This is a genomic window from Defluviimonas sp. D31 (assembly GCF_033436765.1).
Classification (GTDB): domain Bacteria; phylum Pseudomonadota; class Alphaproteobacteria; order Rhodobacterales; family Rhodobacteraceae; genus Albidovulum.
This window is the reverse complement of record NZ_JAWQFN010000001.1, coordinates 45,316-59,942: the sequence shown is the minus strand read 5'-3', so window position 1 is coordinate 59,942 and position 14,627 is coordinate 45,316. Positions and strand designations below refer to the sequence as shown.

Sequence of the window (14,627 nt, the reverse complement as noted above, 5' to 3'; positions counted from 1 at the left end):
CCGGCACAGCCTGACGACGCGTTCGGTTTGCGTTTCGCTGTGCAGGCGATTAACAGAATGGCACCTGCACAAGGATTAGGCATATGGCGCTCGATCTCGGCCCGGTCACGCTCGACCCGCCGGTCCTGCTCGCCCCGCTCGCGGGGATCACCGATCTGCCGTTCCGGCGACTCGTCGGATCCTTCGGCGCGGGCCTGACCGTGTCCGAGATGGTGGCCTCCGGCGAGCTTCTGACCGAAAAGCCATCGGTCCGGGCCAAGGCGCGGACCGATCTCGGGCTTGCCGACGCCGCGCCGACCTCGGTGCAGCTTGCCGGCCGCGAGGCGCGGGCGATGGCCGAAGCGGCGCGGGTCGTGGCCGACATGGGCGCGCGGATCATCGACATCAACATGGGTTGCCCCGCCAAGAAGGTCACCGGCGGGCTCTCGGGCTCGGCGCTGATGCGCGATCCCGACCATGCGCTCGGGCTGATCGAGGCGGTGGTGGGCGCGGTCGACCTGCCGGTGACGCTGAAATGCCGGCTCGGCTGGGATGCCGATTGCCTCAATGCGCCCGTGCTCGCCCGGCGGGCCGAGGCGGCCGGGGTCCGGATGATCACCGTGCACGGCCGCACCCGCCAGCAGTTCTACAAGGGCAGCGCCGACTGGGCCGCGATCCGCGCAGTCAAGGAGGCGGTGCGGATCCCCGTCGTCGCCAATGGCGATATCATTGATGTCGCCTCCGCGCGGTCGGCCCTCGCGGCTTCGGGCGCGGACGGGGTGATGGTCGGGCGCGGCGCGCAGGGGGCGCCGTGGCGGCTCGCCGGGATCGCGGCGGCGCTCTATGGCCGGCCCGCTCCGGCCGTGCCGCAAGGAGAGGCGCTTTCGGACATGATTTCAGGACATTATGAAGCAATGCTGTCGTTCTACGGGCGCGATCTCGGTGTCAGGATCGCGCGCAAGCATCTTGGATGGTATGCCGACGAGGCAGGGATGGATGCGAGGTTGCGGTCACGGATCATGGTGGCGACCGATCCTGCAGACGTGCTTGCCCTGATCCGCGCCGGCATCGGCGGCGCCCCGGTGGGGCGTGCCGCATGACGCTGCCCTCCGCCGCGACGCTCTGGGCCTCGCTGCCAGTGCCGGCGATCCTGATCGACGGCGGGGATCTGGCGCTCGACCTCAATCCGGCGGCCGAGCTTTTTCTCAACATGTCGGCCAGATCGCTCGTCGGGCAGCCGGTCTTCGACCGGCTCGCGGTCGACGCGCCGCTCGAGGAGGTCTTCGCCCGGGTGCGCGCCAACAGCGCCTCGCTTTTCATCAACGATGTGGACGTCGGCACGGGCGAACGCGCGCCGGTGACTTGCAACTTGCAGGCCGCGCCACTGGCGGATGCGCCCGGCACGATCCTGCTCATGATCTCTCCGCGCGAGTTCGCCGAGCGACTCGGGCGCGGGCAGGGAATGAAATCGGCCGCCCGTTCGGCCATCGGCATGGCCGAGATGCTGGCGCACGAGATCAAGAACCCGCTGGCGGGGATCACCGGGGCGGCGCAGCTCCTTTCGATGAACCTCGGCCCGGAAGACATTGAACTCGCGGACCTTATCGTGGCCGAGACCCGGCGTATCGTGAAGCTTCTCGAACAGGTCGAGCAGTTCGGCAACCTGCGCCCGCCCGAGGCGCGGGCGGTCAATATCCACGACGTCCTTGACCGGGCGCGGCGCTCCGCGATGCTCGGATTCGCCGCGCACATGACGATCCAGGAGGATTACGACCCCTCGCTGCCGCCGACGCGGGGGGATGCCGACCAGCTTCTGCAGGTGGTGCTCAACCTTCTGAAGAACGCCGCCGAGGCGGCGAAGGGCCGGCCCGGTACGATCCGGATCCGCACCTTTTACGACCACGCGCTGAGGCTGCGGCGCGCCGACGGCAGCGGCACGTCGCTGCCCCTGCAGATCGAAGTCACCGACGACGGGCCGGGCATCCCCGCCGAGATCGCCGAGGCGATCTTCGATCCCTTCGTCTCGGGGCGCGAGAACGGCACCGGGCTCGGGCTCGCGCTGGTGTCCAAGATCGTTGCCGATCACGGCGGCTGGATCACCGCGGATTCCGTGCCCGGGCGCACCACCTTCCGCCTCTCGCTTCCCGTCGCCCCGAAACCTGAGGAGGGCTTCTGATGGATGGCACCGTCCTTGTAGCCGATGACGACCGCACGATCCGCACCGTGCTGACCCAGGCGCTGACGCGCGCGGGCTGCAAGGTCCATGCGACCTCCTCGCTCGTGACCCTGATGCGCTGGGTCGAGGAGGGCAAGGGCGACCTCGTGATATCGGACGTGGTCATGCCCGACGGCAACGGCATCGAGGCGTTGCCGAAGATCGCCTCGGTGCGGCCCGGACTGCCGGTGATCGTGATCTCGGCGCAGAACACGATCATGACGGCGATCCAGGCCGCAGAGGCCGAGGCCTACGACTACCTGCCAAAGCCCTTCGACCTGCCGGACCTGATGAAGCGCGCCTCGCGCGCGCTGAGCCAGAAGCACCATACCGCGCCTTTGGCCGCGGCGCCGCGCGAGGCGGTCGAGGACCTGCCGCTCGTCGGCCGCACCCCGGCAATGCAGGCGCTCTACCGGCTTGTGGCAAGGGTCATGAATGCCGACCTGCCGGTGCTGATCACCGGCGAATCCGGCACCGGCAAGTCTCTCGTCGCTCGCGCGATCCACGATTTCTCCGACCGCCGCACCATGCCCTTCATCACCGTCCAGGCCGCCGACCTGCACGGCGTCGACGGGCCGGCGTCGCTTGTCGCCCGCGCCAGGGGCGGCACGATCGTCTTCGACGAGGTCGGGGATTTCGACTCCGAACTGCAGGGCCGGATCGTGCGGATGTTCGATACGTTCACCGACAATGCGCCGCGGATTCTTGCGACGAGCCAGGAGGATCTGGCCGCGAAGCTAGAGGCGGGCCGGTTCCGCAACGACCTCTACTACCGGCTCGGCGGCGTCACCCTCGCGGTTCCCGCGCTGCGCGATAGGGTGGATGACATTCCACTCCTGACCGAGCATTTCCTCGCCCGCGCCGAGCGCGACGGCGCCCCGGCGCGGCGCCTGAGCGATGACGCCACCGCGATCATTCGCGCCTACCGCTGGCCCGGCAACGTGCGCCAGCTCGAGAACACGATTCGCCGGTTGATGTTTACCGCTCTCGGCGCCGAAATCACCCGCGCCGAGGTCGACGCGGTGCTCGGGCCAACACCGGCCGAAGTGCCCCGTGCCGGGGTCGCCGAGGAGGGTGAGCGGCTTTCGGCCTCGATCGCGCGGCACCTCAAGCGGTATTTCGACCTGCATGGCGACGGCCTGCCGCCGCCCGGCCTTTATGACCGCATTCTCAAGGAGATGGAGACCCCGCTGATCGAGATCGCGCTCGATGCGACCAGCGGAAATCAGGCGAAATGCGCCGACCTTCTCGGCATCAATCGCAATACTTTGCGCAAGAAGATCACCGATCTGGATATCCGCGTGACACGGCGCCGTAAGTTGATGTAAAACAGCAACACAACGTGGCCCGCCGGTGGCAAGCGGCGCAAGGACCACAACATGTTGGCGATGGTCGCGGAAGCGACCCAATATTCAGGGGCAAGCTCGTGCAGGGCTTAGCGCGCAGTTTTTCGACGGACAGGCTTACGCGCCTGCGCAAGCAGCGGCGTTTCCAGAATTACGTGACGCTCGGGCTCGTCATTCTCGGCCCGCTGCTGGCTCTGGCCACGTTCATCGGTCTAGGCCCCTTCGGTCAGGGCGCCGAGTCGAACGCCCTGCGGCTGATCCTGCTCGCCGACCTCGTCTATTTCCTCGCGCTCGGCGGCATGGTGCTTGCGCGACTCGCGCGGATGATCGCTGCGCGGCGGGCAAAATCGGCCGGTTCGCGGTTGCATCTGCGGCTGACCGGGGTTTTCGCGGGCATCGCGCTGGTGCCCACGATCCTCGTAGCGGTCTTTGCCGGGCTGACCGTCAATATCGGCCTCGAAGGCTGGTTCTCGGATCGCGTCCGCGGCGTGGTGGGCACGTCGCTGTCCGCGGCCGAGGCCTACCAGGAGGAACACCGGCGCGACCTGATCGCCGATGCCGAGGCACTTGGCGGATATCTCAACGCCGCCCGCCGCGAGACCTTCCTGCTCTCCGACAGCGACCTGCGCCAGCTTCTGACCCAGGGCCAGACCCAGATCCAGCGCGGTCTGCGCGAGGCCTATGTCATCGATGGCGTCGGCGAACTCCGGGCGCGCGGCGAACGCAGCTATCTCTTCGATTTCGAAAAACCGAGCGCGGATCAGATCGACCGCGCGCGTGGCGGCGAGACGGTGCTGATCGAGGACTGGTCGAACAACGAGTTTCGCGCGCTGATCGCGCTGCCCGCCTTCGCGGACCGGTTCCTTTACGTCAGCCGAGACGTGAAGGGGCAGATTCTCAGCCTGCTCGATGAGACCCGCGCGACCGTGGACCTGTACAAGCAGCTCGAAGCCTCGCGCGGCCGGGTCGTGTTCGAATTCGGTCTGGTCTATATCGGCTTTGCGCTGATCCTCGTGCTCGCGGCGATCTGGATGGGGCTCTGGTTCGCCGAACGGCTGTCGCGCCCGGTCGGGCGGCTCGCGAGCGCTGCGCAGCGCGTCGGTGCCGGCGATCTCGAGGTTCAGGTGGTCGAGGAAGAGGGCGACGACGAGATCGCCATGCTCGGCCGCGTCTTCAATCAGATGACCCGGCAGCTCAACACCCAGCGCCAGGCGCTGATCGACAGCCACCGCATCACCGAGCGGCGGCGGCGGCTTTTCGATTCGGTCCTGTCCTCCGTCACCTCGGGCGTCATCGGCCTTGATGCCGAGGGCCGGGTGGACTTCCTCAACCGCGCGGCCACCCGGTTGCTTCAGCTCGACGAGGCGGGCGACCATGACCGTGCGCTCGCCGACGCGGTGCCCGAGTTCGCGGCCCTCTTCGACCGGCTGCGCGACGGGATCGGCGAGGTGGCACAGGAGGAGATCAAGGTCAGCCGAAGCGGGCGGCTCGAAAGCCTGCTCGTGCGGATGGCGATCCGGCGCAATGCCGATGGCCGGCTCGAGGGCTATGTGGTCGCCTTCGATGACGTGACCGATCTCGTATCGGCGCAGCGCATGGCCGCCTGGGGCGACGTCGCACGTCGCATCGCACACGAGATCAAGAACCCGCTGACCCCGATCCAGCTTTCGGCGGAGCGGATCAAGCGCAAGTTCACCAGCCTTGTCGGCGACCAGGCCGAGGCGCTCGGCCAGATGACCGATGTGATCGTCCGCCAGACCGGCGACCTGAGGCGGATTGTCGATGAATTCTCGAAGTTCGCCCGCATGCCGGAACCCGACCGGCGCGATCACGATCTTTCGAAGCTGATGCGCGATGCGGTCACGCTCCAGGAGGGGGCGCTGCACGGGGCGAAACTGGTGGCTGATCTGCCGGATGAACCCGTGGTGGTCGAACTCGATGCGACAATGATTTCGCAGGCGGTTACCAACCTCATCAAGAACGCCGGAGAGGCGATTGAAAGCTATATGGAAACTGGCGCAGAAGACGGTTATGCGCCGGAGGTGCGAGTGAGCATGGAGGCGAGCGAGGATCTCGTCACGATCCGCATCGCCGACAACGGGATCGGGTTGCCCGAGGACCGTGCACGGCTGTTCGAACCCTATGTGACAACCCGCGAGAAGGGCACCGGGCTCGGACTGCCGATCGTCAAGAAAATCATCGAGGAACACGGCGGCACGCTGACGCTGAGCGATGCCGACCCGTTCCAGGACGGCGCCCGATATGGCGCATTGGCCGAGATTCGCCTGCCGCGCGCACGATCCGGCCGGACACAGAAGGAGAAGGCGATGGAAGCCGCCGGAGGTGGACAGTGAACGACATTCTGATCGTCGATGACGAACGCGACATTCGGGAACTGATCTCGGATATCCTGAAGGACGAGGGCTTTACGACGCGGCTCGCGGCCAACTCGGACGAATGCATGGCCGAGATCAACAACGAACCGCCCGCGCTCATGATTCTCGACATCTGGCTCAAGGACAGCCGGATGGACGGGATCGACATTCTCAAGACCGTAAAACGCGACAATCCCGACGTCCCGATCATCATCATCTCGGGTCACGGAAATATCGAGATCGCGGTCGCTGCGATCAAGCAGGGCGCCTACGACTTCATCGAGAAGCCCTTCAACATCGACCAGCTCACCGTGGTCATCAGCCGTGCGATGGAAACCTCGCGGCTCAGGCGCGAGAACGCCTCGCTGCGGCGTCGCGACGTCAGCTCGTCCGAAATGATCGGCACCTCGCCTGCGTTCCGGGTGCTGAAGGCGCAGCTCGAGAAAGTCACAAAGTCGAATGGACGGGTGATGCTGACCGGACAGCCGGGATCCGGCAAGGAGGTCGCGGCGCGCTACATCCATGTCCAGTCGAACCGGGCGAGCGGGCCTTTCGTCACCGTCTCCTCCGCCTCGATCGAGCCAGAGCGGATGGAGGAAGTCCTGTTCGGCCGGGAAACGCCGGAACGCGGCGTGGAGAAGGGGCTTCTGGAGCAGGCGCATGGCGGAGTCGTCTACTTCGACGAAGTGGCGGACATGCCGCTCGGCACTCAGTCGAAGATCCTCCGCGTCCTGACCGAGCAGCAGTTCACCCGCGTCGGCGGCGGGGACAAGGTGCGCGTCGATCTTCGGGTGATCTCTTCGACGACCCGAAATCTCCAGAACGAGATCGCCGCGGGCCGGTTCCGCCAGGAGCTTTATGACCGTCTGAACGTGGTGCCGATCGCGGTGCCGACGCTCGAGGAGCGGCGCGAGGACATTCCGGAGCTTGCGCGCCACTTCGTCGAGACCTTCAACAAGAGCCAGGGCCTGCCGCTTCGGGACCTGAGCGAGGAGGCGGATGCCCTGATGCAGACGATGGCCTGGCCGGGCAATATCCGCCAACTTCGCAACGTGATCGAGCGGGTGCTGATCCTCGGCGAGGCGAACGGGCCGATCGACGCGCGCGAATTGCCGAGCCAGAACGAGGCGGGCGGCGAAGACGGGCGGATCCTCCTGTCCGGCGGGCTTGCGACGCTGCCTTTGCGCGAGGCGCGCGAGCTTTTCGAGCGGGAATACCTTCTGACCCAGATCAACCGCTTCGGCGGCAATATCAGCCGCACCGCGACCTTCGTCGGCATGGAGCGGTCGGCACTGCACCGCAAGCTGAAGTCGCTTGGCGTCGTGACGAATTCGAAGACCGGCGCGCGCGTCGCCCAGTTCGAGGAGGAGGATGTCTGAGCGCGGCATCGTGCGGCACTTGCACGTTCCCGGCAGGGTGGCAGCGCAACAGCCCTGATCTGCTGCAAGCGGCGCGTTCCTGCGCCGTTGACCGCCCGCGGGAGCGCGCCTATCAAGAGCGGCGGCCTCGGACGGGAGAGCGGGCATGAAGGTCATCATCTGCGGCGCGGGTCAGGTCGGCTGGCAGATCGCGCGCCATCTCTCGGGAGAGAGGAACGACGTCACCGTCGTCGATATGAACGCCGATCTGGTTCGCCGCGCGACCGAGGCGCTCGACGTGCAGGGCGTGGTGGGTTTCGCCTCGTATCCGGACGTGCTCGAGCGCGCGGGTGCGCGCGATGCCGACATGATCATCGCCGCGACCTATTCGGACGAGGTGAACATGGTCACCTGTCAGGTCGCGCATTCGGTCTTCGGCATCACCCGCAAGATCGCGCGGCTCCGGGCCCAGTCCTACATGGACGCGATCTATTCCGACCTCTACCGCCGCGACCATCTGCCGATCGACGTGGTGATCAGCCCCGAACGCGAGGTGGCCGAGGCCGCGCTGCAGCGCCTCGCCGCGCCCTCGACCTTCGACACCGAGAGCTTCATGAACGGCAAGGCGCAGCTTCTCGGTGTGGCGCTCGATCCCGAATGCCCAGTGCTGAATACACCCCTGCGCCAGCTCACCGACCTCTTCTCGACGCTGCGCGCCATCGTCGTCGGCATCCGCCGCGACGGTAGGCTCTTCGCGCCCGAGCCCGACGACCAGCTTTATGCCAGCGACCAGATCTACGTCTTTTCCCACGTCGAAGACGTCAACCGCACGCTCGACATCTTCGGCAAGGCGACGAAAAAGCAGGAGCGGGTGGTGATCATCGGTGGCGGCAATGTCGGCCTCGCGGTGGCCAGGGCGCTCGAGGCGCGCACCGACCGGATCCGCGCCAAGATGATCGAGAAGAACCGAGAAAGCGCCGAACGCGCCGCCGACGCGCTCGAACGCACGATCGTGCTGAATGGCGACGGCATGAACATGGAGCTTCTGGCCGAGGCCAATATCGACCGCGCCGACGCGGTTCTCGCGGTGACCGACGACGACAAGACCAACATCCTCGCCGCGGTCCGCGCCAAGCAGGCCGGCTGCAAGATGGCGATCGCGCTGATCAACGATCCGACGCTGGTGCCTTTGATGGGCGCGCTCGACATCGACGCCTATATCAACCCGCGCGCCACCACCGTGTCGTCGATCCTGCGCCATATCCGCCACGGCCGGGTACGGTCGATCTACTCGATCGGCGATGCCGAGGCCGAGGTGATCGAGGCGCAGGTGCTTTCGACCTCGCCGATCGCCGGACGGCCGGTGCGCGAGGTCGAGTTCCCCGAAGGCGTCCTCGTCGGCGCGCTGATGAAGGGCGACAAGGTGGTGAAGCCCACGGGCGACACTCGGATCGAGGAGGGCGACGTCGTCGCGCTCTTCTGCATGGCGGGCGACGTCCCCGAGGTCGAGCGCCTGCTTCAGGTCTCGATCGACTTCTTCTGAGTCATGCGCCGGATCCTCGATCTTCCCTTCATGGTGATCCTGATCGGGATCGGAGCACTCGCGATGTATGTGCCGGCCATCCACGGTTTCGTCACACGCAACTATCCGGTTTCGCGCGACTTTCTCTATTCCGGCACGCTGTTCCTGTTGCTGGCGGCGGTGCTCGGGATCGCGACCGCCGCGAACCGCCCTTCGCAGCCTGCACGCGGCCAGCTGCTCACGCTGCTAGGGACCTTCACGGTGCTCCCGGTGATGCTCGCCGTGCCCATGGCAGAGTCGGTTCCGTCCGTCAGCCTCTACGACGCCTGGTGGGAGATGGTCTCGTCGCTCACCACGACCGGAGCGACGCTCTTCTATCCCGAAAGCCTGCCACCAACGGTGCACCTGTGGCGCGCGCTCGTCGGCTGGATGGGCGGATTCTTCGTCCTCGTGACGGCGGTGGCGATCCTCGCACCGATGAACCTCGGCGGGTTCGAGGTGCTGACCGGCGCGACAGCCGGGCAGGGCGCGGTCTCGGGCGGGCAGGTCGCGCGCGGCGCGACGGCGTCCGAGCGGCTGGTGCGCTACACGCTCACGCTCTTTCCCGTCTACGGCGGATCGACGCTCGTGCTCTGGATTGGCCTGATCCTGGCGGGCGACACCGCGTTCGTCGCGGTGTGCCATGCAATGTCCACCCTCGCGACCTCGGGTATCTCGCCGGTCGGAGGATTGGGGGGAACGGGATCGGGGGTGACGGGCGAGATCGTGATTTTCCCGTTCCTCGTCTTCGGACTTTCGAGGAGGTTCTATCCGTCGGGTCGCACCATGCGTAATGCAAGCGGTCTGATCGAGGATCCCGAGCTGCGCATGGCGCTGCTCCTGCTGACGGCGGTGCCGGCGCTCCTGTTCCTGCGGCACTGGGTCGGCGCGCTCGAAGTCGACGAGGTGGCCGACACCGTCGCCGCGCTGCGCGCGCTCTGGGGCGGCATCTTTACAGTCCTGTCATTCATGACCACGACTGGGTTCGAATCCGGCGACTGGGCCGAGGCGCGAATCTGGTCCGGACTGGCGACTCCGGGCCTCATACTCGTCGGCCTCTCCGTGATCGGCGGCGGCGTCGCCACGACGGCGGGCGGCGTGAAGCTCCTGCGGGTCTATGCGCTCTACCGGCACGGCGAGCGCGAGATCGAGCGGCTGGTGCACCCAAGCTCGATCGGCGGCGCCGGGGTACAGGCCCGCAAGCTGCGCCGTCAGGGCGCGCAGATGGCCTGGATTTTCTTCATGCTCTTCGCGCTGTCGATCGCTGTCACGATGCTGGCCCTGTCGCTGACCGGGCTCGATTTCCAGGCCTCGACCACCTTCGCGGTGGCCGCGCTCTCGACCACCGGACCGCTGGCGTCGGTCGCGGGCGAGTTCGCGCTCCGCTGGGCCGAGCTTGACGCGGCCGCGCGCGCGGTGGCGGCGGCGGCGATGGTGCTGGGGCGGCTCGAGACGCTGGCGATCATCGCGCTGCTCAACCCCGACTTCTGGCGCGGCTGACGTCCGGGCGATCGTGAACACCCAAACAACATTATTTTTTCGGTGGAAACTCCCGAAATCTTAAGCATACTCCCCTCAAGCCCCCGGTGCAGCGCCGAGGGGCGGAAGCGACTCGCGAAGAAAACAACAAGGCGACAATAAGCATGGCTGCCGACAAGCAAAATTTACAAGATGCCTTTCTTAACCATGTCCGCAAGGCGAAGGTTCCGGTCACGATCTTCCTGATCAACGGGGTGAAGCTGCAGGGAGTGATTACCTGGTTCGATAACTTCTGCGTATTGCTTCGCCGCGATGGCCAGTCGCAGCTTGTCTACAAGCATGCGATCTCGACCATCATGCCGGGCCAGCCGATCTCGCTTTACGAGGGCGAAGACTGATCGATCCCAAGACCGTCAAGGACCGCCCGACACGGGCCTACGTCCTTCATCCAGATCTGAAAACGGCGCGGAAGCGCCGCTTGCCGGAACATGCGCTCGCCGAGGCGGTGGCGCTGGCCGCGGCGCTGCCCGACATCGCCGTCGTCGGTGCGGACGTCGCGCGCCTGGGCAAGGTGCATCCCGGAATGCTGTTCGGCTCCGGCAAGATCGAGGAACTGGGCCTTCGCTTTGCCGAGGCCGGTATCGATCTCGTGCTGGTCGACGGCCCCGTGAGCCCGGTCCAGCAGCGCAACCTCGAGAAGGAGTGGAAGGTCAAGCTCCTCGACCGGACCGGCCTGATCCTCGAGATCTTCGCCGACCGGGCGCGGACCCGCGAGGGCGTGCTGCAGGTCGAGCTCGCGGCGCTGAGCTACCAGCGCACGCGGCTGGTGCGCGCCTGGACCCATCTCGAACGCCAGCGTGGCGGGCTCGGCTTCGTCGGCGGACCCGGCGAGACCCAGATCGAGGCCGACCGGCGTGCGATCGACGAAGAGGTCGTGAAGATCCGCCGGCAGCTCGAAAAGGTGGTGAAGACGCGCGAGTTGCACCGCGCGGCACGGCGCAAGGTGCCCTTCCCGATCGTGGCGCTCGTCGGCTACACCAACGCCGGCAAGTCGACGCTCTTCAACCGCATGACCGGTGCGGAGGTCCTGGCCAAGGACATGCTTTTTGCCACGCTTGACCCGACGATGCGCGGTGTCGAGCTGCCGTCGGGCAAGAAGGTGATCCTGTCGGACACCGTGGGTTTCATCTCGGACCTGCCGCCGCAGCTCGTCGCGGCGTTTCGCGCGACGCTGGAGGAGGTGCTGGAGGCCGACCTGATCCTGCATGTGCGTGACATCGCCCATCCCGAGACCGAGGAGCAGGCGGCCGATGTCGGCGAGATCCTTGAAAGCCTAGGGGTTTCGGAAGACGTGCCGATGTTCGAGGTCTGGAACAAGATCGACATGCTGGCCCCGCCGCTGCGAGAGGCGCTCCTGGTCCAGGACGCCCGCCGGCCCGAGGTCCATGCCGTCTCGGCGCTGACCGGAGAGGGGCTGGCGGCATTGCTCGACGCGATCACCACTGCGCTCGATGACGAGCGGCACGAGGCCGAGCTGGTCCTGCCCTTCACCTCCGGCCGCGCGCGGGCCTGGCTCCACCGTGAGGGCGTCGTCGTGACAGAGGCCGACGGCGAGGACGGTCACCACGTCACCGTGCGCTGGAGCGCGCGGCAGAAGGCGGCGTTCGAGGCGCTCCGGGACACGAACGGCCAATCCGGCTGAAGCCGCCAGGTCCGGCGCAGCGGCCTGGGCGGCTACGGCGTACCGGCCGGTGTAAGGACCATGATCCCGGTCGCCGCGGCGCGCGCGAGTTCGGGGTCGAGCGACATCGGCACATATTCGCCACGGCGCCACAGCACGCTCAGATCGTCGTAGTGCCGGCTGAGAGGATGGCCCGACTGCCCGGTCGAGATGATGAAGACCGAACTGTCGGGATCGGCAAAATCGTAGACCCCGCGGTAGCCAGCGCCGTTCACGTTGAGAAACGGCTCGTCGCCGCTGCCGGCGGTGAGCCCGCGATCGAGCGTGTGGTCTCCGCCGCTCTTCGACTGGCGGATGTTGACGACCCATTTGAGGAACGGCGTGCGGCCCAGCACCGGATGATCCTGCGCCGCCTGGTGGGCGTCGCCCCAGCGCCAGCTCTCGACGTTCGACCCGTAAAGTTCCGACAGTTCAAGAACCGCGTCGTCGAGCGCGAGACTCGCAATATCGGCACAGGTCTCGAGCGGTGCGGACTGCATCACGTCGCACCAGCGCGAGGCGCCGTCAATGTCGCGGTAGACGCGTTCGATGAACAGCGGCTCGACATGGGTGAAGGACTCGGCCAGCGGCCCGAGCTCGTCGCGGATCAGCCGGTTTTGCAGCGCGTTGACCCAGGCCGCGTAGATCAGCGGTTCGGGCAGGTGTTCGTTCATGTCGCCGTCCCATTCGGCCAGCACTTCGAGCGCGGTTTGCCGCAGTCGTTCCTGCGTACCGGTGGGCGCGGCCTCGCCGGTGAACCAGAGGTCGGCCGCGATCAGCGGCAGCAATGTGCGGGCGACCGGTGACACGGTGTCGAGCTGGGCGGCAATGAAGCTCTCGCGGCTGTGGACCTCGCGTTCCTGCATCAGGCGTGTCCAGCGCTGAACCCGCTGGGTATCGCCCCATCGAAAGGTGACATGGTTCGGGAAGGGACGGTCGACGGTCTTGTTGTTGGTGTTTCCGACGATGCCGCCCTCGGGGTCGAGGAAGCGCGGATTGGCCGAATAGGCCATCCGTCCGGTCCAGCGGTTCTCCGGTTTCCAGCCGAGCGCGGGCAGGCGGCCCTGACCCTGCATCGCGGCTGGGCGCTCGGGCATCGCGCCGAACATCACCATGCCGATCCCTTCGGCATCCGCCATGACCACGTTTTGCGCCGGCGCGACAAAATCCTTGCCCGCCTCGATACCGTCCTCGACCGTTTGGGCGTGCATCAGTTTCATTGCCGAGGTCATCGACTTGTCTGCCGGATCGAGCGCGGTCCAGCTCAACGCCGCGACATGGCCGGGCGGGGTGACGGAAGCGAGGTCGAAGTGGGAACCGGGAATGATCGGGCCATTGTCGCTCCACCGGAGCGTCACGGTAATCGGCGGTGCGTCCTTGACCTCGATGATGGACCGGCGATTGACGAAGGGCTTCCAGCCGTCCGCGGTCCGGTAGCGTTCTGGATCGGCGGGGTTGAGCTCCTCCATCCGGATGTCCTGATCGTCGAGCCAGGCGGTGCTGATCCCCCAGCCGAGCCCGGCATTGCGCCCGGTGAGGACGGCGGGAATGCCCGGAATCGTTCCGCCGATGACCCCGCCGGTCTCGAGCTCCAGGCGCGCGAGGTACCAGAGCGACGGCGCGCTGAGATCGAGATGCGGGTCATTGGCCAAAAGCGAGCCGCCGGCGGCCGAGCGGTTCGGCGCGGCGGCCCAGGCATTGGAGGCGCCGGCGAACGGCAAACGGGCGACGGGGGATAGAATGTCCTGTTCCGGCTCGAGCGCGGCGAAGGAACGCTCAACGCCCGGCATCAGGCTCGCGTAGGGCGGCAACGCGGCCACGCCCTTGCCGGGAACGTCGGGCATCAGGTCGCGCACCCAGTCCTGCGACAGGAGCGACAGTCGCGCCGTCAGGACCTCGGATTCGATCTGCCCGCTCGCGCGCATCGCCATCAGCTTCAGGATCGCGATGGAATCGGCCGGCTGCCAGTAGGGGATCTCGTTCGAGAAGAGGAAGAACTCAGGCGCGCCGCGGCCCTTCGCCTCGGCATTGATGATACCGATCCAGGCGTTGACGCCCTTGGCATAGGCCTCGAGCGACGCCTTCGTCGCCTCGTCCTGCGCCGCGACAGACTGAACCGCGAGGCCGTAGAGATCGAGCCGACGCATCAGTTCGTCGGTCTTGACGCTCGCGGTCCCGAAGATCTCCGCGAGCCGGCCTTGCGCGGTGCGGCGCATCATCGTCATCTGCCACAGCCGGTCCTGCGCGTGGACGAAGCCGAGCGCGAAGAAGACGTCGGGATCGCTAGCGCCGAAAGCATGCGGCACGTTGGCGGTGTCGCGCACGATCTCGACCGGGGCGGTCACACCGGCGACGCGGAAGTCCTCGTCATAGTCGGGAAGCGATCGCGACGCGAAATAATAGCTCAGTCCCAATCCTGTCGCGGCCAGAACGACCAGCGCGGTGAAGATACGCAGAAGCCAGCGAAACACGGTTGCCATGAAGGTCGGGCTCGGATCAGGTCACAAGACGGCGCGCCCGATGCCGGCGCCGCCCCATGGGACCGGTTGACGGCACGGGCAGGGCGGTTAACTAGGGCAGAACGGGCTGAACCG

At 66.7% G+C, this 14,627-nt stretch carries 10 protein-coding genes; 9 read left to right on the top strand and 1 reads right to left on the bottom strand.

The features are described 5' to 3' along the window. Nucleotides 1-83: 83 nt before the first annotated feature. The 9 genes from dusB to hflX all read left to right on the top strand — a co-directional run bounded on the left by dusB (nt 84) and on the right by hflX (nt 12,015). Entirely contained in the window at nt 84-1,079 is a 996-nt protein-coding gene (gene dusB / locus R5H32_RS00275) for a tRNA dihydrouridine synthase DusB (RefSeq protein WP_318336690.1), read from the top strand. Continuing rightward, nucleotides 1,076-2,155 carry a two-component system sensor histidine kinase NtrB gene (locus R5H32_RS00270; RefSeq protein ID WP_318336689.1) on the top strand — a complete coding sequence of 360 codons (1,080 nt, stop codon included), beginning with the start codon at nt 1,076-1,078 and terminating at the stop codon, nt 2,153-2,155. The genes dusB and R5H32_RS00270 overlap by 4 nt, the downstream gene beginning before the upstream one ends. Continuing rightward, nucleotides 2,155-3,522: a response regulator gene (locus R5H32_RS00265; protein WP_318336688.1), complete on the top strand. Its 1,368-nt coding sequence runs from the start codon at nt 2,155-2,157 to the stop codon at nt 3,520-3,522. Before R5H32_RS00270 ends, R5H32_RS00265 begins: the two co-directional genes overlap by 1 nt. A gap of 98 nt (nt 3,523-3,620) precedes the next feature. After that, entirely contained in the window at nt 3,621-5,894 is a 2,274-nt protein-coding gene (locus R5H32_RS00260) for a PAS domain-containing sensor histidine kinase (protein ID WP_318336687.1), read from the top strand. After that, a complete protein-coding gene (locus R5H32_RS00255; RefSeq protein ID WP_318336686.1) occupies nt 5,891-7,294 on the top strand; it encodes a sigma-54 dependent transcriptional regulator in 1,404 nt (467 codons plus the stop codon). The genes R5H32_RS00260 and R5H32_RS00255 overlap by 4 nt, the downstream gene beginning before the upstream one ends. A 145-nt stretch (nt 7,295-7,439) precedes the next feature. Next, entirely contained in the window at nt 7,440-8,816 is a 1,377-nt protein-coding gene (trkA, locus tag R5H32_RS00250; protein WP_318336685.1) for a Trk system potassium transporter TrkA, read from the top strand. A gap of 3 nt (nt 8,817-8,819) precedes the next feature. After that, complete coding sequence (locus tag R5H32_RS00245; protein WP_318336684.1) at nt 8,820-10,334, top strand: TrkH family potassium uptake protein; 1,515 nt, start codon at nt 8,820-8,822, stop codon at nt 10,332-10,334. A 143-nt stretch (nt 10,335-10,477) separates the two neighbouring features. Next, a complete protein-coding gene (hfq, locus tag R5H32_RS00240) occupies nt 10,478-10,711 on the top strand; it encodes an RNA chaperone Hfq (protein ID WP_105512925.1) in 234 nt (77 codons plus the stop codon). Beyond that, on the top strand, nt 10,708-12,015 hold the full coding sequence (gene hflX / locus R5H32_RS00235; protein WP_318337319.1) for a GTPase HflX: 1,308 nt from the start codon (nt 10,708-10,710) through the stop codon (nt 12,013-12,015). The genes hfq and hflX overlap by 4 nt, the downstream gene beginning before the upstream one ends. A 32-nt stretch (nt 12,016-12,047) precedes the next feature. Here hflX and R5H32_RS00230 read toward each other — a convergent pair whose 3' ends face one another. Then, nucleotides 12,048-14,513 (bottom strand): penicillin acylase family protein, encoded by a 2,466-nt coding sequence (locus R5H32_RS00230; protein ID WP_318336683.1) that lies wholly within the window; start codon nt 14,511-14,513, stop codon nt 12,048-12,050. Nucleotides 14,514-14,627 lie beyond the last annotated feature (114 nt).

Bases quoted from the DNA above. Each gene is read 5' to 3' on its own strand.
- dusB (WP_318336690.1), top strand. From the start codon at position 84: ATGGCGCTCGATCTCGGCCCGGTCACGCTCGACCCGCCGGTCCTGCTC.
- R5H32_RS00270 (WP_318336689.1), top strand. From the start codon at position 1,076: ATGACGCTGCCCTCCGCCGCGACGCTCTGGGCCTCGCTGCCAGTGCCG.
- R5H32_RS00265 (WP_318336688.1), top strand. From the start codon at position 2,155: ATGGATGGCACCGTCCTTGTAGCCGATGACGACCGCACGATCCGCACC.
- trkA (WP_318336685.1), top strand. From the start codon at position 7,440: ATGAAGGTCATCATCTGCGGCGCGGGTCAGGTCGGCTGGCAGATCGCG.
- R5H32_RS00245 (WP_318336684.1), top strand. From the start codon at position 8,820: ATGCGCCGGATCCTCGATCTTCCCTTCATGGTGATCCTGATCGGGATC.
- hfq (WP_105512925.1), top strand. From the start codon at position 10,478: ATGGCTGCCGACAAGCAAAATTTACAAGATGCCTTTCTTAACCATGTC.
- R5H32_RS00230 (WP_318336683.1), bottom strand. From the start codon at position 14,513: ATGGCAACCGTGTTTCGCTGGCTTCTGCGTATCTTCACCGCGCTGGTC.